Genomic DNA, 21,346 nt, shown 5'->3' on the forward strand with positions numbered 1-21,346 from the left:
CCGCATGCGACACTGATCGGATGCGGCGTCTCGTTCTCCCGATCATCATGGCCTTCGGCCTGGTGATGATTGGGTCGTCCGGTGCATTTGCGGACGATCCGGCCCCCGTCGTCAGTGCGCCCGCGACGCCCGGGAAGAAGCTTTGCAAGATTGCGGACGGTGACCTCGACGAGCTGTCCGGCATGGTGGCGACCAAGACCGGCTACATCGTGATCAACGACAGCAGCCCGGATGCGCAACACCGAAAGGTGTTCTTCCTGGACACCAAGTGCAAGGTGAAGGACTCGGTCGCCTTCCCCACCACGCCTCGCGACCCCGAGGATCTGATCCTCTCGCCCGACGGCAAGAAGCTGTGGATCGCCGACACCGGCGACAACGACTACACCGACCCGAACGAGAGCCGTTCCTCGGTCGTGCTGTGGACGATGAACGCCGACGGCTCCAGCAAGCCGTCGCTGCACCGCCTCTCCTATCCGGAGGGCGATCATCACGACGCCGAGGCGCTGCTGCTCAACGGCGACGGCACCCCGTTGATCGTGACCAAAGAGGTCGGCAAGCCGGCGTACATCTATCAGCCGACCGGCGCGCTCAAGACCAACAACGAAGAGGGCGTCCCGCTCAAGCGTGTGGGCGAGATCACCATCAACGGCACCACCACGTCCGGCCCGCCGCTCGCCCGCATCGGTAACCGCACGGTCGTCGGCGGCGCGATCCTGGCCGGCGGGACGAAGGTGGCGCTGCGCACCTACACCGACGCGCTCGAGTGGGATGTCAAGAACGGTGACGTGCTCGCCGCGCTGAAGGAGAAGCCGCGCACCACCGGCCTGCCCGACGAGCCGCAGGGTGAGGCGATCACCTACAGCGCCGACGGCGCCAGCTTCCTCACCGTCTCCGACATGTCCGGCGACGAGAAGGCCGCGAACTACATCCGGTCCTACACGCCCGCGACCAAGGTCGCCGCGGTGGCCAAGGGCGGCGGCGTCGACGGCGGCAAGAAGTGGTACGACGGCGTCACCATCGGCGAGGTCAAGTCCTTGCTGGGCGGCGTCGGCCTGCTCGGCCTGCTCCTGGTGGGCGCCGGCGTCTTCGGCATCGTGAAGCACCGCAAGAAGGTGCGCGACATGCCCGCTCCGGCGTCGGAGGAGTACGACAACCCGCTCGCCGGGGATCCGGAGACCGAGTTGATCGGGGTTGGCGGGGCCGCGCAGAAGGCCGGTGTGTACGGCGCGGGTGCGGGTCCGGGTGGTGCAACGGCGGGCGCTCGGTCCGGGCCGGTCTACGGCAGCGGCGGCGGCGCGTCGGGTGGTGCGGCCGGCCAGCGGGGCGGTGGCGCCCCGGTTTATGGGCGGCCGAACGGCCAGCAGCCTTCCCGGAACGGCAATGGGCCGCAGGGTCAGCCCGGTCGGGGTCCGCAGGGGCAACCGGCTCGCGGTCCGCAGGGGCAACCCGCTCGTGGTCCGCAGGGGCAGCCCGCGGGTCCGCAGGGGCAACCGGCTCGTGGTGGTCAGCCCGCGCGTGGTCCCCAGGGGCAACCGGCTCGTGGTCCGCAGGGTCAGCCCGCTCGCGGTCCGCAGGGTCAGCCCGCGGGGCCGCAGGGGCAGCCCGCTCGTGGTCCGCAAGGTCAGCCCGCGCGGGGACCGCAGGGACAGCCACCGCGTGGTCCGCAAGGTCAGCCGCCCCGGGGTCCGCAGGGGCAGCCCGCTCGTGCTCCCCAGCCGCCGCGTGGTCCGCAGGGTCAGCCACCGCGGGGTCCGCAGGGCCAGCCTGGCCGGGGTCCGCAGCCTCCGCGCGGTCCCCAGGCCCAGCCCGGCGGCGGCCGTGGCGGCGACGGTGTTTATGGCCAGTCACCGCGCGGGGACGGCTATTCCGACTACCAGCCGCGCCGCGAGGACCGCTACGACCCCGGGTACGGCCGGCGCTAGCCCACTCCGGCACCCGAACACGGTCTCGGCCCCGAGGGCGCTCTCGGCAGGCGCTGGGGACCGACGTGGAGACCCAAAGGCCGGGCCCTCGGGCCCGGCCTTTCTCGGTGAGCCGGTTCGTGATCTCGGCGGCGAGCGCTTCGACCCGAGGCCCTCAAACCCGCCGCAAGACCGCGACCACCCGGCCCATGATCGTTGCGTCATCGCCCGGGATCGGGTCGAAGGCCGGGTTCGCCGGCATCAGCCACACGTGCCCGTCGCGCTGCCGATAGCTCTTCACCGTCGCCTCGCCGTCGATCATCGCGGCCACGATGTCGCCGGCGGTCGCGGTCGGCTGCTGGCGCACCACGACCCAGTCGCCGTTGCAGATCGCGGCGTCGATCATCGAGTCGCCCTTGACCTCGAGCATGAAGACGTCGCCCTCGCCGACCAGCTCGCGCGGCAGCGGGAAGAACTCTTCCACCGCCTGCTCGGCCAGGATCGGGCCGCCGGCGGCGATGCGGCCGACGAGCGGAACATACGCAGGCTGGGGGCGGGCGGCCCGCAGCGCGTCGTCGTCCACCATCTCGCTGGGGGAGCGCACGTCGACCGCCCGCGGACGGTTCGGGTCGCGGCGCAGGAAGCCCTTGGTCTCCAGCGCCTTCAGCTGATAGGCCACGCTGGACGGCGACACCAGGCCGACCGCCTCGCCGATCTCACGCACGCTCGGCGGATAGCCGTAGCGCTCCACCCAGTCGCGGATGAACTCGAGGATTCGCCGTTGCCGGGCGGTCAGCTCGCTGGTGACCGGGTCGGGGAACTGCGAGACCACGGGCGTGACCGAGCGCAGCTGCGGCGCGTCGGCGGCGGTCGAGCGGGCCCGGCCCGCCGATCGGCGCCGCAGTGTCGCGGGCGTGCTCTCGGGCTTGTTGATCTGCTGGTGTTGCCGGCTCGTCCGGTCGTCGGTCGACACGTCCGCCCTCCCTGTCGGCCAGTGCCCGTGGGGTGGGCACGTGGAGCACATCGCGGAGCCGTGGCCGGATGCCGTGGGGATGGCGTCCGCCCGGCTGACCCCTTTGACCGAGAACCGTAATGGTGCGGTACGACATATTCAAACATCTGTACGACATTCTTCCGGCGTGTCGCCCACAAGTGCTCGACTTCCGCACAGGTGTTCTGATAGACCGTCGTACGGGCGTTCGATCGAACGCCCGTACGAAGATCGTCATCTGCGGGGAGTCGTCATGGTCGGTCATGGCCTTCGGCACGCCGAGTCTTCACGCGCCTTCGCTCCGATCGAGCGGCCGTGGCGCCTGGCCCGCCATGCTCCGGTCAAACGGCCCTTGCATCCGACCCGGCGCGCTCCGATCGAGCGACCCCTACGTGGCACCCGAGCCGCTCCGGTCGAGCGACCCCTGCGTCTGACCCGCCGCGGCCGGGCCGTGGTTCTCGTCTTGCTCGTGCTGGCCGCGTCACTGGCGAGTGTCGTGTTGTTCACGACGGCGTCGCGCGCCGAGCAACTGCCGTCCACCGCGCCGCCGACGGTGGTGGTCCACCGCGGCGACACCCTCTGGGACGTCGCGGCGCGCGTCTTCCCTGGTCAAGACATCCGGGCGGCGGTCGACGAGCTGCGCCGGGCGAACGATTTGCGGGGATTCGGCGTACGGGAAGGGCAGCTTTTGATCTTGCCAACGGCGCAATGATCACGGCATTGCGTGATCGCCGGTCAACCGCACGTGTTGTGTCGGAAAATAGGGCGCGCCGAGCCGCCGTTGAACTTGCGAACGCGTCCGCTGCGGCATAGCGTCTACCCCAACATCTAGTAGTTACAAGGGTGTAAGTCATCCACTGGTTGGGGTTTCCCGCCTCGGTTATCCACAGGCAGCCCACCGGCGATGCATTGGTTGTCGTTGCTTTCAACCCGTGCGGCGCTGGATTTCGGCGTGCCCTGGATCCGATGTGTCGGGCCTTGAAGGGAGCTTTGCGGTGCGCTGCCCGTATTGCCGCCACGCCGACTCACGCGTGGTCGACTCGCGCGAGGCCGACGACGGCCAACTGATTCGTCGTCGCCGCTCGTGTCCCGAGTGCGGCAAGCGGTTCACCACGGTGGAAGAGGCGGTCCTCGCTGTCGTCAAGCGAAGCGGGGTCACCGAGCCGTTCAGCCGCACCAAGATCATGAGTGGGGTCCGCAAAGCCTGCCAGGGCCGCCCGGTCGACGAGGATGCCATCGCGCTGCTCGCTCAGAAGGTCGAGGAGACCATCCGGGCGAAGGGCGCGGCGGAGGTTCCCAGTCACGAGGTCGGCCTGGCCATCCTCATCCCGCTGCGAGAGCTCGACCAGGTGGCTTACCTCCGGTTCGCCAGCGTCTACAAATCCTTCGACTCGCTCGACGAGTTCGAGAAGGAGATCGCGGCGCTGCGCGAGGCCTCGATCGCCGGCGAGGCGGCGGCACGACATCCCGTCGTGCCCAGGTCCGCGGGCGGTCGGCCGCAGAAGATCTGACCGGGTCTCCCGCGGCGCGAGCGGCGGGAAACCGGAAGAAACCAGGGCAGAGTGGCAGTTTCGAGGGGGAGCAGTATGGCCGGGGACGGCATCACAGCAAAGCAGCGAGGCCGCGCTAATGGCGCGAACGCGGCACGCGGGGGGCTGCGGGTCGAGCGGGTCTGGACGACCGAGGGCGTTCACCCTTACGACGAGGTCGAGTGGGAGCGCCGCGACGTCGTCATGACGAACTGGCGGGACGGTTCGATCAACTTCGAGCAGCGGGGCGTCGAGTTCCCGGCGTCCTGGAGCGTCAACGCCGCCAACATCGTCACCACGAAGTACTTCCGTGGCGCGGTGGGCACGCCGGAGCGGGAGTGGTCGCTCAAGCAGCTCATCGACCGGGTCGTCAAGACGTACCGCAAGGCCGGCGCGGAGGGCGGATACTTCGCCACCGAGGACGACGCGGACGTCTTCGACCAGGAGCTCACCTGGATGCTGCTGCACCAGGTGTTCAGCTTCAACTCCCCGGTGTGGTTCAACGTCGGCACCAAGTCGCCGCAGCAGGTCAGCGCCTGCTTCATCCTGTCGGTCGACGACTCGATGGACTCCATCCTGGACTGGTACAAGGAGGAGGGGCTGATCTTCAAGGGCGGCTCCGGCTCCGGCGTCAACCTGTCCCGCATCCGCTCGTCCAAGGAGCTGCTGTCGTCTGGGGGGACGGCGAGCGGCCCGGTGAGCTTCATGCGCGGCGCCGACGCGAGCGCGGGAACCATCAAGTCCGGTGGCGCCACCCGCCGGGCGGCCAAGATGGTCATCCTCGACGTCGACCACCCGGACATCGAGGAGTTCGTCCAGACCAAGGCGCGCGAGGAGAACAAGATCCGCGCGCTGCGGGACGCCGGCTTCGACATGGACCTCGGCGGGTCGGACATCGTGAGTGTCCAGTACCAGAACGCCAACAACTCCGTACGCGTCAACGGAGAGTTCATGGAGGCGTACGAGAAGGGGGAGAAGTTCGCTCTTCGCGGCCGTCTCAACGGCGAGGTCATCGAGGAGGTCGACGCCCGCGGTCTGTTCCGCGAGATCGCCCAGGCCGCGTGGGAGTGCGCCGACCCCGGCCTGCAGTACGACGACATCATCAACGACTGGCACACCAACCCCGAGACCGGCCGGATCACCGCGTCCAACCCGTGTTCGGAGTACCTGTCGCTGGACGACTCGTCCTGCAACCTGGCCTCGATGAACCTGATGAAGTTCCTGCTGGCCGACGGCAACTTCAACACCGAGAAGTTCGTCAAGAGCGTCGAGCTCGTGATCACCGCCATGGAGATCTCGATCTCGTTCGCCGACTTCCCGACCGAGAAGATCGGCATCACCACCCGCGCCTACCGTCAGCTCGGCATCGGGTACGCGAACCTCGGCGCCCTGCTGATGGCGTCCGGCCTGCCGTACGACTCGGACGGTGGCCGCAGCGTCGCCGCCGCGATCACCTCGCTGATGACCGGCGTGGCATACCGTCGCTCCGCCGAGATCGCCGGCATCGTCGGCGCGTACGAGGGCTACGCCCGCAACGCCGACGCGCACAAGCGGGTCATGCGCAAGCACGCCGCGGCCAACGACGAGATCCGCCCGACCAACGCCGTCGCCACCGACATCGTCCGCGAGGCCACCAACCAGTGGCAGAACGGCTACAAGATCGGTGAGAAGAACGGCTGGCGCAACGCCCAGGCGTCGGTGCTCGCCCCGACCGGCACCATCGGCCTGATGATGGACTGCGACACCACCGGCATCGAACCCGACCTGGCCCTGGTCAAGTTCAAGAAGCTCGTCGGCGGCGGTTCGATGCAGATCGTCAACCAGACCGTTCCGCGCGCCCTGCGCAGCCTCGGATACCCCGAGGAGCAGGTCGAGGCGATCGTCGAGCACATCTCCGAGCACGGCAGCGTGGTCGACGCCCCGGCGCTGCAGCCCGAGCACTACGCGGTCTTCGACTGCGCCATGGGCAACCGGGCGATCTCCCCGATGGGCCACGTCCTGATGATGGCCGCGACGCAGCCGTTCATCTCCGGCGGCATCTCGAAGACGGTCAACATGCCGGAGACGGCGACCGTCGAGGAGATCGAGGAGATCCACTACCAGGGCTGGAAGCTGGGCCTGAAGGCGCTCGCGATCTACCGCGACAACTGCAAGGTCGGCCAGCCGCTCTCCGCCGCGAAGACGAAGGCGGAGAAGGCAGCGGCCGAGGCCTCGGCCGCGACCGAGCTGTCCGCGGCCCAGGTCGAGAAGATCGTGGAGAAGGTCGTCGAGTACCGCCCGGTCCGCAAGCGCCTGCCGAAGAAGCGCCCGTCGGAGACGGTGTCGTTCTCGGTCGGCGGCGCCGAGGGCTACCTCACCGCCTCGTCCTACCCGGACGACGGCCTCGGCGAGGTCTTCCTGAAGATGTCGAAGCAGGGTTCCACCCTGGCCGGCGTCATGGACGCCTTCTCGGTGGCGATCTCGATAGGGCTGCAGTACGGCGTGCCGCTGGAGACCTTCGTCAACAAGTTCGTCAACATGCGCTTCGAGCCGGCCGGCATGACCGACGACCCGGACGTGCGCATGGCATCCTCGGTGATGGATTACATCTTCCGTCGCCTGGCGCTCGACTTCCTGCCCTACGACACCCGCGCCGACCTGGGCATCTTCACCGCCACGGAGCGCGCGGCGCAGGTCCAGGCCGAGGCGGCCGCGGAGGCGGCGGGCGTCGACCTGGCCGGCATGGCCGCGTCGGCCCCGGTGTCCGCGCCGGTCGGTGCGGCCGCTGCTCCGGCGGAGGCCCCGGCACCCACGGCGTCGGCCGCGGTGGCCGAGGTCAAGCCGGTCGTGGCTGCGGTCCCGGCGCAGGCGGCTCAGGTTCGGGCGGTCGCGGCTCCGGCTGTTTCGGCTCCGGCTGTTCCGGCTCCGGCCGTTCCGGCTCCGGCCGTTCCGGCTCCGGCCGTTCCGGCTCCGGCTGTTCCGGTGACGATTTCGGCGGCGGTCGAGAAGCCGGCGTCGAAGGCGGGTTCGTCGACGGAACTGCTTGAGCTGGTCATGGGCATGTCGGCCGACGCGCCGCTGTGCTTCACGTGCGGCACCAAGATGCGGCGTGCGGGCAGCTGCTACGTCTGCGAGGGTTGCGGCTCGACCTCGGGCTGCAGCTGACGATCCCCTCCACTGGCGGGTTGAGATCTAAGAGTCATCGGCAAGTCTGAAGGGATGTCCCCCGGGCGCTACGGTCCGGGGGACTTTCCGTTGCTCGACCCCCCATTCCGTGCCGGTCGACCCACAGGCTCGTCCATCGGTCCCACTATGCGCCGATCCCGTCCACATCCCGGGATCTCTGGAGACCTTGGAGAGTTGCGCCCACATATCGACCACAACTCTCCAAGGTTCACGAAACGGCGGGGAAAGCGGCCGAACAAAAGCCGCTAAAGTACAAAAAAGACGATCCACTATGGACCCTGGTCTCGTATCGTGGACCCTGCGACCACGATGTGGCCGCGAGTACCGCCCACCGGGCACCGGTCCCACATGGTGAGCCGGCGCCAACGCCTTTCATGGGCTTGTGTGACCCCCGGCCTCTGGGAGCCGGGGGTCACGGTCAGGGGCGCCAGCCGATGTTCGGGCGCTCCGGCCTTGGTGAGCGCCGCGGTGCCGGCTCCGGCTCGACGAGCTGGTCCAAGGCGCGGGCCACCCGGTGCAGGATCGCGGCGATCTCCGGGTCCACCGCGTACCGGCTGCGCTGGTCGTCCAGCAAGTGGCGCAGGAGCTGGGCCGCGTCGGAGTCGGTCTTCTCCAGGCGCAGCAGCGCGTCGGCCACCTGCTCCTTCGCCGTCCAGAACGCCGAGGTCAGCAGGTCGGCCAAGCGGGCCGGGCTCAGCGGGCCCAGGTCGTCCAAGGCGCCGGACGGGACCCACGACTCGAGGAGCTCGACGGGGTGGGCCGTCGCGTCGCGGTCGACGGTGCGGCGGTGCGGGACGCAGAGCAGCAGCAGGTTGTGGAACGAATCCTCGTCGCTGGTGCCCGCCACATAGCGCGGTTGTGCGGGGTCGGCACTGCGAATACGGGCGAACTCGATATTGATTTCGGGCTGGCTGCCGAGTGCCACCAAGATCGGTGTCCGGCAGCCCGGGAAATAGCAGGAACCCTGCGCGACGGCGACCAGGGCGGCGCGCGTCGCGGGGGAAATTCGCGTCAATTCGTCCATCGGATAGCTCCCATGGATAGGCGTCGGCAGGTGTTGATTTCCGGACCGTGGGGTATATGGTTCCCTCTCTGCCCGACAGCCAGAGAAAGGTTGACCATGGCACTGGACAAGACTCCGGAACCGGCCCCGCCGCACCAGATGGATTGCGAGGCCGAAACCGCTGCCGAGGTGCTGTTCGTCTGCCGCGACGAGGCGTGCGGACGGCGAGTGGTCGTCGGGAAGCGCCAGCCACGTCTGACGGTCATCGATCGAGGCGACTGGCACATTCCGCACGTCGGTTCGCTGGGCGGCCTCGTCATCGACGGCGTCGAGGCGGCCTGACAGGCCTGCGGAAGCGGCCGGCCCGCGAAAGGGCCGGCCGAATCCGTCAGATCGGGTCCTCGACCTTGACGATCGGACCCTCGGCGTACCCCATCATGTCGTATCCCACCGGCCCGAGGTTCGAGTCGAGGAACACGGTCACGACGATCTTGTAGGTGCCGGACTGGGTGTCGTCGCCCGGGTTCTCCTCGCTCAGCGTGCCCGGCGGAACGGTGAGCTTCGCCTTGTAGGTCTCGTTCAGCGAGAACCCCGGCCCGCCGATCGGCACGTTCACGCTGCCGAGCGTCTTCTCGTCGCCGGGGCCCTGCGACTCGGCGTACGCCGTCACGACCCAGTCCGAGGTCTGCACCGACAGCGCGGTCAGCCAGAGCGGCACCAGCGTGCCGAAAACATGCCAGGAGACCTCGATGTCGAACGACTGGTTGGCGTTGATGACGAGGTTCGAGCTGCCGATGGCGGGCCGCTCGGTGATGCCGACGACGCCGATGAAGTCGCCCTCAATGGACGCCGAGGTCGGCCCGGTGGATGGAATGTTGGGATCGAAGCGTTCGGTCATGGTGCATGCCCCCCTTAGGCAAACAAAGGAATCGGCGGCCTAGGGCCCCACTCGACCGGAGATTCATTCGTAAGGTATCGCCGAATTACCCCGGCGGTCAGCCGGATCAGCGACACGATCGACACCCATTGACGCGATCAATTCAAAATGGACCCATTCCAAATTCATTCTCAGGAAATAGCCGAGGGGAACGGCCGGATCGGGCCGGCCACCGCCGTCGACTCGCGCACCACGAGACGGCCCGGCTGGCGAATCACCCCGGACACCCGTTCGCCGTCGAGCGCGGCAAACAAATGCTGCACCGCCGTCGTCCCCAGCTGCTCCAGATTGAGGTCCACGGTGGTCAGCGGCGGCCGTGTCTCGGTCGCCATGATCTCCCAGTTGTCGTAGCCGACGATCGCCACGTCGCCGGGGACCGAGCGGCCCAGGTCGCGCAGCTCCTCGGTCACCCCGGAGGCGATCTGGTCGCTGCCGCAGAAGATCGCGTCGACGTCGGGATGCGAGGCCAGCAACCGCGAGGTGGCGTGCCGGCCCCAGCGCTGCGACCACTGCCCGTACAGCGGCTCGCCGACCAGCGGCAACCCCGCCTCGTCGAGCACCTGCTGCAACGCGGCGGCGCGATCGCGGGCGGCGCGATAGCCGCGGTCCCCGGTGATGTGCGCGATCTTGCGGCGTCCGAGGGTCACCAGGTGTTCGGCCGCCAGCTGAGCACCGCCGAAGTCATCCGCCACGACTGACAAATCGGACGGATCGTCGGACTCGCAGTAGGCGTACACCACGGGCACCGGGATCTCGCGACTGAGCGACGGCCGGATCTCGTTGGAGTCGCCCAGGATGATGAACCCGTCGACCTGACGCGCCAGCAGCGTCTGGATGTAGTGCCGGCGCCGGATCGCGTCGCCGCGCGCGTCGCACAGCAGCACGCTCATCTGCTCGTTGCCCAGCGCGTTCTCGGCGCCCAGCAGCACCGGGATGGCGAACCGGGCCGCGGACAACTCGTCGGTGAGCAGCCCGACGGTGCGGGTGTTTCCGGAGATCAGGCTGCGGGCCAGCACGTTCGGCTGGAACGACAGCTCCTCGGCCGCCTGCCGCACCCGGTTGCGGGTGGCGGGGGCGACCTCGTCGCGTTCGTTGAGGGCCTTGGACGCGGTGGCCACCGACACCCCGGCCCGCTTGGCAACGTCCGTCAGCGTCACCTGCGCGCGTTTTCTGCCCACCGAATGCCTCCCGAAAATTTTCGGAAGCATAACCGGATTTCACCAAACCAACCAAATCGATACTCGCCATTGACACGGTGATAACGGTGCTGCCACGATGCCCCGAAAAGGTTTTCGAAAAATTTCGGAGGCGGTAGCGGTGACAGGACCTGTCGTGCCCTCACGCGGGGTGTTGCGGCCCGTCGGCTTGCCGCAGGTGCGGCTGACCGGCGGCTTCTGGGGGCGGCGCCAAGAGGTCAACGGCACCGCCACGATCGGCCACAATGCCCAGTGGATCGACCGGATGGGCTGGAGCGGTAACTTCCGCGAGCCGCTCAAGACCGCACGCCGCCGGGGCCGCGAGTTCAGCGACTCCGAGGTCTACAAGCTGACCGAGGCGATGTGCTGGGAGTCGGCCCGGCCGGGCGGTCACCGGCACGACGCGCGCCTCAACGAGTTCACCGAGCTGATCAAGAACGCGCAGGCGCCGGACGGCTATCTGCACACCGCGTTCGGCCGGCCGGGCCAGCCCCGGCGCTACAGCGATCTGAACTTCGGGCACGAGCTCTACTGCAACGGTCACTTCCTGCAGGCCGCCGTCGCCGCGGCCCGCACCCAAAAAGCCCCGGAACTGCTTGACGTCGCCCGCAAGGTCGCCGACCACATCTGCGTCGCGTTCGGCGAGGCAGGTATCTGCGGTCATCCGGAGGTGGAGACCGCGCTGGTCGAGCTGTACCGGGTCACCGGACAGCGCCGGTATCTGGAGATGGCCGCGACCTTCGTCGAACGACGCGGCTACCGCACGCTGGCCGAGCACGAGTTCGGCTGGGGCTACTTCCAGGACGACGTCCCGGTCAAGCAGGCCGAGGTCTTCCACGGCCACGCGGTCCGCGCGCTGTACCTCGCGGCGGGCGCGGTGGATGTCGCGGTCGAGACCGGCGACGACGACCTCCTGGAGAAAATCAGAAAGCAGTTCGACCGTACGCTCGCCCGCCGCACCTATCTGACCGGCGGCATGGGATCCCGGCACCTGGACGAGAGTTACGGCGACGACTTCCAGCTCCCGTCCGACCGGTCCTATTCGGAGACCTGCGCCGGCGTGGCCACCATTCACCTGGCGCATCGGCTGCTGCTCGCCACCGGCGACATGCGCTACGGCGACATCGTCGACCGGATCCTGCACAACGTGATCGCGACCGCGGTGGCCGACGACGGGCGGTCCTTCTTCTACGCCCACACGCTGCACCAGCGCACCCCGGCCGAGGTCCCGGAACCGGGCCACGAGCGGCTGCGCTTCGGCGGGGCCGGCCGGGCGCCGTGGTTCGAAGTGTCGTGCTGCCCCAACAACGTGGCCCGCCTGCTCGCCTCGCTCGGCACCTATCTGGTCACCGAGGACGACGACGGCGCGCAGGTGCATCAGTTCGCGCCGATGCGGGCCGAGGCCGGCGGCATGGTCTTCGACGTCGACACGGCCTACCCGGACGGCGGGACGGTCACCGTCACGATCGTCGAGGCGCCGCCCGAGCCCCGCACGTTGACGTTGCGGCTGCCGCAGTGGGCGAAAGAAGACGCGCCCGAAGGCGTGTTCCGCCGGGTGTTCCGGCCGGGCGAGCAGCTCCGGATGGAACTCCCGATGCGCCCCCGGTGGACCTTCCCCGACCCGCGTGCCGACGCCCTGCGAGGGTGCGCCGCGGTCGAGGTCGGCCCGCTGGTGATGTGCGCCGAATCCACAGACCAGGAGGAGGGCGTCTCCCTCGACGAGGTGCAGGTCGATACCTCGGTCGCGCCCGAGGCCGGAGCGGTGAAAGGCCGACGTACCAAGCCGGTTGACGATGACTGGCCGTACCGAAGCCACCGCGTGAGCACGGAACGACCCGATCCCGTCGTGGTCCCTCTCCTCCCGTACCACCGGTGGGCCCGTCGCGGCCCGTCCACGATGCGGATCTGGCTCCCCACCACCTAAGGAGGTGCGCGATGCCACACCCCCGGCTGGCATTCGCGTTGTCAGCAGTCCTCGTCGGATCCTTCCTCGTCGTGGCCACGCCGGCCCAGGCTGCCCAGACCATCGGGTATCCCACGTTCTCCGGCACCTCGGCCATCCCCGCGCCGCCGGTCGCGATGACCACCGGCAACACCATGCAGGCCATCTACGACGCGGAGGCGGGTGGCACCGATTTCTGGATGGATCGGCTGCTCGCCCGCACCGGTAACGACCCGGCCGGCACCTGGCTCATGAGCCGTGGACGGGCCGTGTTCATGAAGACCCACACGCCCTCCGTTCTCGGGTTCGGCGGCCAGGTGGCGTACTGGGAAAGCATCAGTAACCAGGCGGCGTTCACCGTGACCGCGGGCACCGGCACCTGGACCGAGCAGACCGCGAGCCGGTGGCAGGCGCCGAGCCACTGGAAGAGCGTGCACACCAGCGGCTCGCTGCGGATCAACCAGACGAAGTTCATCACCCAGAACGACGTCGCGGTGGACAACCTGCAGATCACCAACACCGGTACGGCGTCGCAGACCGTCGCGCTGCGGGTGACCTCCCCGTATGCGACGACCGTGAGCGGGTCCGATTTGACCGGTTCGCGAGCGGTCAAAAACAACCTTACGACGATATTTCCGAGACTGTCGGGTGACGGCTTTACGGCCGCGAGCGGCGCGCTCACCCGCAGCGTCACCCTGGCGGCCGGCGCCTCCACCACGGTGAAGGTCCAAATGGGATTCATCGCCAACGAAATCCCGGAGTCCTTGTCAGAATATAACGCTTATAAGGCGCTAACTCCGGCAACGGCTTTCAGCACCCAGGTACGCGACTACAACCGCTGGTGGGCGGTCAACATCCCGTACATCGACGTCCCCGAGCCCGCGATCAAGAAGGAGATCTACTACCGCTGGTGGCTGATGCGGTTCAACAACCTGGACGCCAACATCCCGGGCCAGGACTTCCAGTTCCCGACGAGTGTCGAGGGCGCGCTCGGCTACAACAACGCGATCGCACTGACCCAGCCGATGCACATCGACGACCTCAAGTATCTGCGCAACCCCGCACCGGCGTACGGGGACTGGTTGTCGGTGGGTCAGGTCTCCAAGAACGGCCGGTTCATGGACAACCCGGGTGACCCGGAGAACTGGTCGAACAGCTACACGCAGTACATCGCCGAGGCGGCCTGGCGCAGTTACCAGCTGCACGGCGGCCAGCCGGCCATCGCGGGCAACCTCGCCAAGTACGCCGAGGGTGACGTCAAGGGTCAGCTCTCGTTCTACGACCACAACAACAACGGCTTGATCGAGTACGACTGGGGCGCGCTCACCGGCAACGACGCGGACGCGGTGAGCTTCCACTGGCGCTCCGGCAACCTGGACCGTGCCGAGTCGGCCTATGTCTACAGTGGCGCGGTCGCGGCCTCGCAGGCGTACGCGGCGATCGGGAACACGGCCAAGGCCACCGAGATGCAGCAGATCGCGGACCGCATCAAGAACGCGATCACCACGTACCTGTGGGACTCGACGAACCAGCTCATCGAGCACCGGCACGTCTCCACCAACACGCTGGTGCCCTGGAAAGAGATCAACAACTATTACCCGTACGCGGTGGGCGCGATGCCGAACACGGCCACGTACCGGCAGGCCCTGCGGCTCTTCGCCGACCCGGCCGAATACCCGATCTTCCCGTTCTTCACCGCGAACCAGCGCGACAAGGCGGCAGCGGCGGCGGCCGGCCAGCCGGGCAGCAACAACTTCTCCACCATCAACTCGACGGTGCAGTTCCGGCTGTACTCGTCGGTGCTGCGCAACTACCCGAACCAGTGGATGTCCACCGAGGACTACAAGAAGCTCCTCTACTGGAACACGTGGGCGCAGTACATCGGCGGCAACACCGCGTACCCGGACGCCAACGAGTACTGGGCCAACTGGAACGCTTCGACGAACACCATCGGTTACCGGTCCGGCATCCACCACAACATCCTCGGCAGCAGCAACTGGACCATCATCGAGGACGTCGCGGGCCTGCGGACGCGCAGCGACAAGCAGGTCGAGCTCAGCCCGCTGAACATCGGCTGGCCCAACTTCGCGGTCAACAACCTGCGCTACCGCAACGCCGACCTGTCGATCGTCTGGGACAACCCGGCCGACGGCGTCGCGAAGTACCCGGGCATCCCGCAGGGCTACTCGATCTTCATCAACGGCACCCGGGTCGCCACCGTCAGCGCGCTCGTGCCGCTGGTGTGGAACCCGGACACCGGCGCGGTCACCTTCCCGGGCACCACCGCGACCGTCAACTACAGCCAGGCCTACGCCGGGCTGCAGGCACCGAACCAGGTGACGCAGAACAGCGCGCAGATGGTCGACATGTTCAACAAGGCCGGCGTCGACCTGACCGCCAACCTGACGAACTACGCGCAGGGCGTCGCGACCGCCGCGTCGTACACGACCTCCGGCACCTCCGGCGCGAACGCCGTGGACGGCTTCCCGATCAACGAGCCGCTCTGGGGCACGTACGGCTCCCCGAACGCCACCGACTACCTGGAACTCAACCTGGGCCAGGCACGCACGGTGGACGAGGTACGGCTGTGGTTCCGCAACGACCGGGCGACCAACCGGTACCGCCAGCCCGCCTCGTACCAGATCCAGTACCTGAACGGCAGCACCTGGACCAATGTCGCGTCCGCGGTGAAGACCCCGGCCGCTCCACAGGCGAACTACAACGTGGTCAATTTCACCGGGGTCAGCACGACCCGGCTTCGGGTGCAGGTCACCCACGCTTCCGGGTTCAAGACCGCCCTCACCGAGGTGAAGGTCTACAACCGCTGAATTCATAACTGAAAGGAACGACCCTTGAAGAGATGGCTCGGCGGCTTAGCAGCCGTCACGCTCCTGGTCGGCGCCGCCGCGTGCGGTGGCAACGACGACGAATCGGCCGGGTCCGCCAGCGCGGACAGCGGCGCCACGCTGACCTTGTGGACCCGGGCGGCCACCGAGTCCATCTCCAAGGCGTACGCGGCCGCGTACAACGCCTCGCACAAGAACCAGGTGCAGGTGACCGCGTACCCGAACGAGGAGTACCCGGCGAAGATCGCGTCGGCGGCGGGCGCGAAGGCGCTGCCCGACCTGTTCGCCTCCGACGTGGTCTTCGCGCCGCAGTACGCCTCGCAGGGGCTGTGGCTGGACATCACCGACCAGTTCCAGGCGCTGCCGGTCAAGGACAAGGTCGCGCCGGCGCACGTTCGCAACGGCACCTGGCAGAACCGGAACTACGCGGTCCCGCACACCATCGACATGTCCGTGATGCTCTACAACAAGGACCTGTTCAAGAAGGCGGGTCTCGACCCGGAGAAGCCGCCGACGAACCTGAAGGAGTTCGCCGCCGACGCGCGCGCCGTGGACAAGCTCGGCGGCGACATCAACGGCACCTACTTCGGCGGCAACTGCGGCGGCTGCAACGTCTTCACCCTGTGGCCCTCGGTCTGGGCCGCGGGCGGCGACGTGATGAACGCCGAGGGCACCGAGAGCACCATCAACAGCAAGGAGATGAGCGACGTCTTCGCGCTGTACAAGCAGCTCTTCGACGAAGGCGTGGCCGCGCCGGCGTCGAAGGACGAGGCCGGTCCGACCTGGCTCGGCGCGCTGCAGAACGGCAAGATCGGCATCGCCCCGGGCCCGTCCGCGTGGCTCGGCCTGATCGAGGAGAAGTCGAGCTTCAAGCTCGGTGTCGCCCCGATCAGCGGTCCGGACGGCGGTGAGTCCACCTTCGTCGGCGGCGACGCCATCGGCATCGGCGCGACCAGCAAGAACGCCAAGGCGGCGTGGGACTTCCTGAGCTGGACCCTCGGCGACGAGGCACAGATCGAGGTCGTCGCCAAGAACAAGGGCGTCCCGGTCCGCACCGACCTGGCCACCAACAAGTACTCGCAGTCCGACCCGCGCGTCGTCGAGATCAACGAGCTGATGGCCAAGGGGAAGACCCCGTACGCGAAGAACTTCAACGCCACCTACAACGACCCGCAGAGTCCGTGGGTCACCGCGTTCCGGGGTGCCCTGTTCGGCCCCGACCCGAAGAAGTCCCTGGACGACGGCGCCGCGGCGCTGACGGCCTCGCTGCAGAAGTAACCCGGAGAGATCATGACAATGCTCGCCACGAGGGCGGTCGAGGCGGAGGCCGTCACGCCCCGGCGCCGAAGCCGGCGCCGGAAACAGTTGATCGGCGCTCTCTACGCCGCACCGACCGCCTTCGTGGTGGGCTTGTTCTTCCTGGTCCCGCTGGGCCTGGTCGCGTGGATGTCGTTGCACCGCTGGCCGCTGCTCGGTCCGCCGTCGATGAACGTGCCGGACAACTACACCGCGCTCAGCGACGACAAGCTCCTGAGCACCGCGCTCTGGTTCACCCTGAAATACACGGTCCTGGTCACCGTGCTGCTCTTCGTGATCTCGTTCGGACTCGCGCTGATCGTGCAGCACCGCTTCCGTGGCGTCGCGATCCTGCGTACGGCGTTCTTCCTGCCCGCGGCGGTGGGATTCGCCAGCGCCTCGCTGCTCTTCCTGGGGCTGCTCAGCTCCGAGATCGGGCCCTTCGGCAGCAAGTTGCCGTCGGTGAGCAGCAGTCCGACCGCGGCCCTGTCGTCGGCCGTCGGCCTGGTGCTGTGGCGATTCGCCGGCTTCAACATGCTGATCCTGCTCACCGGGCTGCAGGCGATTCCCACCGAGGTGTACGAGGCGGCGCGGCTGGACGGCGCCTCGTGGTGGCAGACGTTCCGCTCGATCACGCTGCCGCTGATGCGCACCACGATCGCGCTCGTTCTCACCCTGATGGTGAGCGGGTCGCTGCTCGCCTTCGACCAGTTCTGGATCCTGACCCGCGGCGGCCCCGACAACAGCACCACGTCGCTGGTCATGGTGATCTACCGCAAGGCCTTCATCGAGCTGGATCTCGGCTCGGCGGCGGCCGTCTCGGTGCTGCTGCTCGTCCTGCTTCTCATCGTCAGCGTGGTGCAGCTGCGGGTGCTGCGCCGCCGGTCCTAGGAGGAACTTCGCATGCGATTCGGCATGTCCCGGGTCACCGGCGCCGCGCTGGCCATCCTGTTCCTGTTTCCGCTGGTGTGGAGCGCGTGGGCGTCGGTGCGCACGCCGTCCGGTTTCGGCCTGGCGAACTATCAGCGGTTGTTCACCTCGGACAACGGCATCCGATTCGAGCACGTGGCGAACAGCCTCGCGGTCAGCGCGATGACCGTCGGCGGCACGCTGCTCGTCGCCACCCTGGGCGGGTACGCGTTCGGCCGTTTCCACTTCCCCGGCAAGAACATCCTGTTCCTGCTCACCCTGGCGATCCTGATGGTCCCGTACGCCACCATCCTGATCGCCCTCTACGTCCTGCTCGGCTGGATCGGGCTGCAGGACTCGCTGATCGGGCTCAGCCTCGTCCTGATCATGTTCCAGCTCCCGTTCTCGATCTTCATGATGCGCAACGCGTTCGAGGCGATCCCCAACGAACTCGAGGAGTCGGCCCAGATCGACGGCTGCGGCAGCATCGCCACGCTCGTGCGGGTGCTGCTGCCCGCGGTACGCCCCGGCCTGGTCACCGTGTCGCTCTTCGCGTTCCTCACCTCGTGGGGCGAGTTCTTCGCCCCGCTGATCCTGCTCAACTCGACCGACAAGTTCACCATGATGCTCGCCGTGGTCAACATGCGCACCGCGACCTTCGGCGCGATCGACTACCCGGCTCTCGAGGCCGGCGTCACGTTCATGGCCATCCCCTGTCTCATCCTCTTCGTCGTTCTGCAACGCAGCTACGTCCGCGGCTTCATGTCCGGCGCGCTGCGCGGCTGACTCCCCGTTCGACTTCCCTGTTCCCCTCAATTCTGGGAGGTCTGAAGTGTCCCTGTCCCGTCGTACCCTGCTGGCCGGTTCGGCAGCCACCGTCGGTGTCGCCGCCGGTCTGGCCGCCGCCGGTCCGGCATCGGCCGCTGCCCGTCCCGACACAGGCGTTTCCGCGTACGCCTTCCCCCTGTCCGCCGTCCGGCTGCTGACCAGCCCGTTCTCCGCCAACGCGGGGCGTACCCAGGCGTACCTGCAGTACCTCGACATCAACCGGCTGCTGCACATGTTCCGGCTCAACGTCGGACTGTCCTCGACGGCGACCCCGTGCGGCGGCTGGGAATCCCCGACCACCGAGCTGCGCGGCCACTCCACCGGTCACTATCTGTCGGCGCTCGCCCAGGCGTACGCGAGCACCGGCGACACCTCGTACAAGACCAAGGGTGACTCGATCGTCACGGTCCTCGCGCAGTGTCAGGCCCGTGCGAGCACCGCGGGTTTCAACACCGGCTACCTCAGCGCGTACCCGGAGAGCTTCATCGATCGGGTCGAGGCCCGGCAGACCGTCTGGGCGCCGTACTACACCCTGCACAAGATCATGGCGGGGCTGCTCGACATGCACCTGCTGGCCGGCAACGCGCAGGCGCTGACCGTGCTCAGCGGGATGGCGGCCTGGTCGAAGTTCCGCAACGACCGGCTCACGCAGACCCAGCGGCAGAATATGCTGGACACCGAGTTCGGCGGGATGAACGAGGTGCTCACCAACCTCTACCAGCTCACCGGCGACGCCAACCATCTCGCGGCGGCGCAGTACTTCGACCACGCGGAGATCTTCGACCCGCTCGCGTCGAACACCGACCGGCTGAACAACTATCACGCCAACACGCAGATCCCGAAGATCGTCGGAGCGATCCGGGAGTACCACGCGACGGGCACCACCCGTTACCGGGATATAGCCGTAAATTTCTGGGACATCGTGACCCGGCATCACTCGTACGCGATCGGCGGGAACTCGAACGGCGAGTACTTCAAGGCGCCGGACCAGATCGCGTCGCAGCTGTCGGACACCACCGCGGAATGCTGCAACTCGCACAACATGCTCAAGCTGACCCGGCAGCTGTTCTTCACGAACCCGTCGCGCGCCGACTACATGGACTACTACGAGAAGGCGCTCTACAACCACATCCTGGCCTCGCAGGACCCGAACTCGTCGCATGGGTTCCAGTGTTATTACGTGCCGTTGCGGGCGGGCGGGATCAAGACGTACAGCAACGACTACAACAGCTTCGTGTGCTGCCACGGCACCGGCATGGAGAGCAACACGAAGTACGGGGACAGCATCTACTTCCACGACGGCGGGAGCACGCTGTACGTCAACCTGTTCATTCCGTCCACGTTGAACTGGGCGGCGCGGTCGGTGACGATCCGGCAGGAGACGTCGTTCCCGGAGGCGGGTTCGACGCGGCTGACCGTTACCGGTTCTGGGGCCTTCACGATGAAGATCCGCATTCCGGCGTGGACTTCTGCCGCGCAGATCCGGATAAATGGGGTTTTATTTGCCTCGCCGGCGTCCGGCGCGTACGCGACGGTCACCCGCACCTGGGCTTCCGGCGACGTCGTCGACGTGACCCTGCCGATGGCGTTGACCCGGGAATCCACGAATGACAACGCGAGCGTGCAGGCGGTCAAGGTCGGCCCGATCGTCCTCGGTGGACTGTTCGGCACCCAGAATTTGGGCTCGCTGCCGACGTTGAACCCGTCGACGATCGCGGCCACGTCCACACCGCTGCAGTACACCGCGGGCGGGGTCACGCTGTCCCCGTTCTACAAGGTCCACGGCCAGCGTTACAGCGTGTACTGGTCGGTCTCCGGCGGCGGTACCACACCGCCGCCGTTCGTCGCTCACTATCCGTTCGACAACAGCGCCGCGGACGCGAGCGGGAACGGGCGTACGGCAACGCTCTTCAATGGGTCTTACACGACCGGCCGCAACGGCAGCGCCCTGTCCCTGAACGGCACGTCGACCTACGCCGCGCTGCCCAGCGGCATCCTGGCCGGCGCGTCCGACTTCTCCGTCGCGCTCTGGGTACGGCTCGACGTCGTCACCGCCTGGACCAGGCTCTTCGACTTCGGCACCGGCACCAACTCGTACATGTTCCTGAGCCCCCGATCCGGCTCCGGTACCCTGCGCTTCGCGATCACCACCGGGGGAGCGGGCGCCGAACAGCAGATCAACGGCCCGGCCGCCCTGACCGCCGGCGCGTGGACCCACGTCGCCGTCACCCGCAACGGCAACCTGGGCGTCCTCTACGTCAACGGCGCCGAGGTAGCCCGCAACACCGCCCTGACCCTGACCGCCGGCGCACTGGGCACCACCACGCAGAACTGGCTGGGCCGCTCCCAGTACGCCGACCCGTACCTGGACGGCGCCCTCGACAGTGTCCGCCTCTACAGCCGGGCGCTGACCGCCTCGGAGGTCTCGACGTTCGCCACCAGCGGCACCTGACCTCGGCCTGACAACCCGGCCGGGGCACGCACCTGCAACGCTCCGGCCGGGGCGCACCTTGCTGCTTTTGTGCCGTGGCTGGGCGCGCCGCGGTTTTACGCCCCGGCCGGGCGCACCTTGCCGCTTTTGTGTCGTGGTTGGGCGCGCCGCGGTTTCATGCTCCGGCCGGGCGCACCTTGCCGCTTTGCGCCCCGGCCGCGCCGCCTCGCCGCCCGCCGTCCCGGCGCCGGGTCACACCTTGACCACCGCGATCCGCTGGTGTTTGGGCCCGCCCGGCTCGTCCACGAGTCTGTTGAGGTCGTCCGGATCGCTCGTCAAAAGCACCCCGGGACGGGGCAGCGCCAACGCTGT

Annotated in this window: 15 protein-coding genes; 11 read left to right on the forward strand and 4 right to left on the reverse strand. The window is 67.9% G+C overall.

Going from position 1 to position 21,346, the window contains the following annotated elements:
• The first annotated feature begins 20 nt into the window (after positions 1-20).
• Positions 21-1,922, forward strand: a complete 1,902-nt coding sequence (locus HH310_RS23435) for a hypothetical protein (protein ID WP_211192512.1) — start codon at positions 21-23, stop codon at positions 1,920-1,922.
• Positions 1,923-2,076: 154 nt separating this feature from the next.
• Here the strand turns inward: HH310_RS23435 and lexA are convergent, their stop codons facing one another.
• Positions 2,077-2,874 (reverse strand): transcriptional repressor LexA, encoded by a 798-nt coding sequence (gene lexA, locus HH310_RS23440; RefSeq protein ID WP_169177775.1) that lies wholly within the window; start codon positions 2,872-2,874, stop codon positions 2,077-2,079.
• A 487-nt stretch (positions 2,875-3,361) separates the two neighbouring features.
• On the opposite strand from lexA, the gene HH310_RS23445 reads away from it, so the two are divergent.
• From HH310_RS23445 to HH310_RS23455, 3 genes are all read left to right on the forward strand, one after another.
• The gene (locus HH310_RS23445; RefSeq protein ID WP_312034285.1) at positions 3,362-3,604 is read left to right on the forward strand and encodes a LysM peptidoglycan-binding domain-containing protein; all 243 of its coding nucleotides are present in this window, start codon (positions 3,362-3,364) and stop codon (positions 3,602-3,604) included.
• Between the two features lie 283 nt (positions 3,605-3,887).
• Entirely contained in the window at positions 3,888-4,403 is a 516-nt protein-coding gene (gene nrdR, locus HH310_RS23450; RefSeq protein WP_169177776.1) for a transcriptional regulator NrdR, read from the forward strand.
• A gap of 75 nt (positions 4,404-4,478) precedes the next feature.
• Entirely contained in the window at positions 4,479-7,565 is a 3,087-nt protein-coding gene (locus HH310_RS23455) for a vitamin B12-dependent ribonucleotide reductase (protein WP_169177777.1), read from the forward strand.
• 439 nt (positions 7,566-8,004) lie between these two features.
• Here the strand turns inward: HH310_RS23455 and HH310_RS23460 are convergent, their stop codons facing one another.
• Positions 8,005-8,610, reverse strand: coding sequence for a hypothetical protein (locus HH310_RS23460; protein WP_169177778.1), 606 nt, complete (start codon positions 8,608-8,610; stop codon positions 8,005-8,007).
• Between the two features lie 96 nt (positions 8,611-8,706).
• Between HH310_RS23460 and HH310_RS23465 the strand changes: the two genes are divergently transcribed.
• A complete protein-coding gene (locus HH310_RS23465; protein ID WP_169177779.1) occupies positions 8,707-8,931 on the forward strand; it encodes a hypothetical protein in 225 nt (74 codons plus the stop codon).
• Between the two features lie 46 nt (positions 8,932-8,977).
• On the opposite strand, the gene HH310_RS23470 is transcribed toward HH310_RS23465, so the two are convergent.
• Together HH310_RS23470 and HH310_RS23475 are read right to left on the reverse strand one after the other, a co-directional pair.
• Positions 8,978-9,487, reverse strand: a complete 510-nt coding sequence (locus HH310_RS23470; RefSeq protein ID WP_169177780.1) for a hypothetical protein — start codon at positions 9,485-9,487, stop codon at positions 8,978-8,980.
• Between the two features lie 170 nt (positions 9,488-9,657).
• Complete coding sequence (locus HH310_RS23475; protein WP_312034276.1) at positions 9,658-10,704, reverse strand: LacI family DNA-binding transcriptional regulator; 1,047 nt, start codon at positions 10,702-10,704, stop codon at positions 9,658-9,660.
• A gap of 154 nt (positions 10,705-10,858) precedes the next feature.
• Here HH310_RS23475 and HH310_RS23480 point away from each other — a divergent pair, with 154 nt between their 5' ends.
• Genes HH310_RS23480 through HH310_RS23505 form a run of 6 tightly spaced genes read left to right on the forward strand, consistent with a single transcriptional unit; the run spans position 10,859 to position 20,995 of the window.
• Positions 10,859-12,646: a beta-L-arabinofuranosidase domain-containing protein gene (locus HH310_RS23480; RefSeq protein ID WP_312034277.1), complete on the forward strand. Its 1,788-nt coding sequence runs from the start codon at positions 10,859-10,861 to the stop codon at positions 12,644-12,646.
• Positions 12,647-12,657: 11 nt separating this feature from the next.
• A complete protein-coding gene (locus HH310_RS23485; RefSeq protein ID WP_169177783.1) occupies positions 12,658-15,492 on the forward strand; it encodes a discoidin domain-containing protein in 2,835 nt (944 codons plus the stop codon).
• Positions 15,493-15,516: 24 nt separating this feature from the next.
• On the forward strand, positions 15,517-16,788 hold the full coding sequence (locus HH310_RS23490; protein WP_169177784.1) for a sugar ABC transporter substrate-binding protein: 1,272 nt from the start codon (positions 15,517-15,519) through the stop codon (positions 16,786-16,788).
• A 12-nt stretch (positions 16,789-16,800) separates the two neighbouring features.
• Positions 16,801-17,697 carry a carbohydrate ABC transporter permease gene (locus HH310_RS23495; RefSeq protein WP_211192514.1) on the forward strand — a complete coding sequence of 299 codons (897 nt, stop codon included), beginning with the start codon at positions 16,801-16,803 and terminating at the stop codon, positions 17,695-17,697.
• 12 nt (positions 17,698-17,709) lie between these two features.
• A complete protein-coding gene (locus HH310_RS23500) occupies positions 17,710-18,501 on the forward strand; it encodes a carbohydrate ABC transporter permease (protein ID WP_211192515.1) in 792 nt (263 codons plus the stop codon).
• A gap of 46 nt (positions 18,502-18,547) precedes the next feature.
• Positions 18,548-20,995, forward strand: coding sequence for a beta-L-arabinofuranosidase domain-containing protein (locus tag HH310_RS23505; RefSeq protein ID WP_169177785.1), 2,448 nt, complete (start codon positions 18,548-18,550; stop codon positions 20,993-20,995).
• Positions 20,996-21,346 lie beyond the last annotated feature (351 nt).

This window comes from Actinoplanes sp. TBRC 11911 (genome assembly GCF_012933445.1).
Taxonomy (GTDB): Bacteria; Actinomycetota; Actinomycetes; order Mycobacteriales; family Micromonosporaceae; genus Actinoplanes.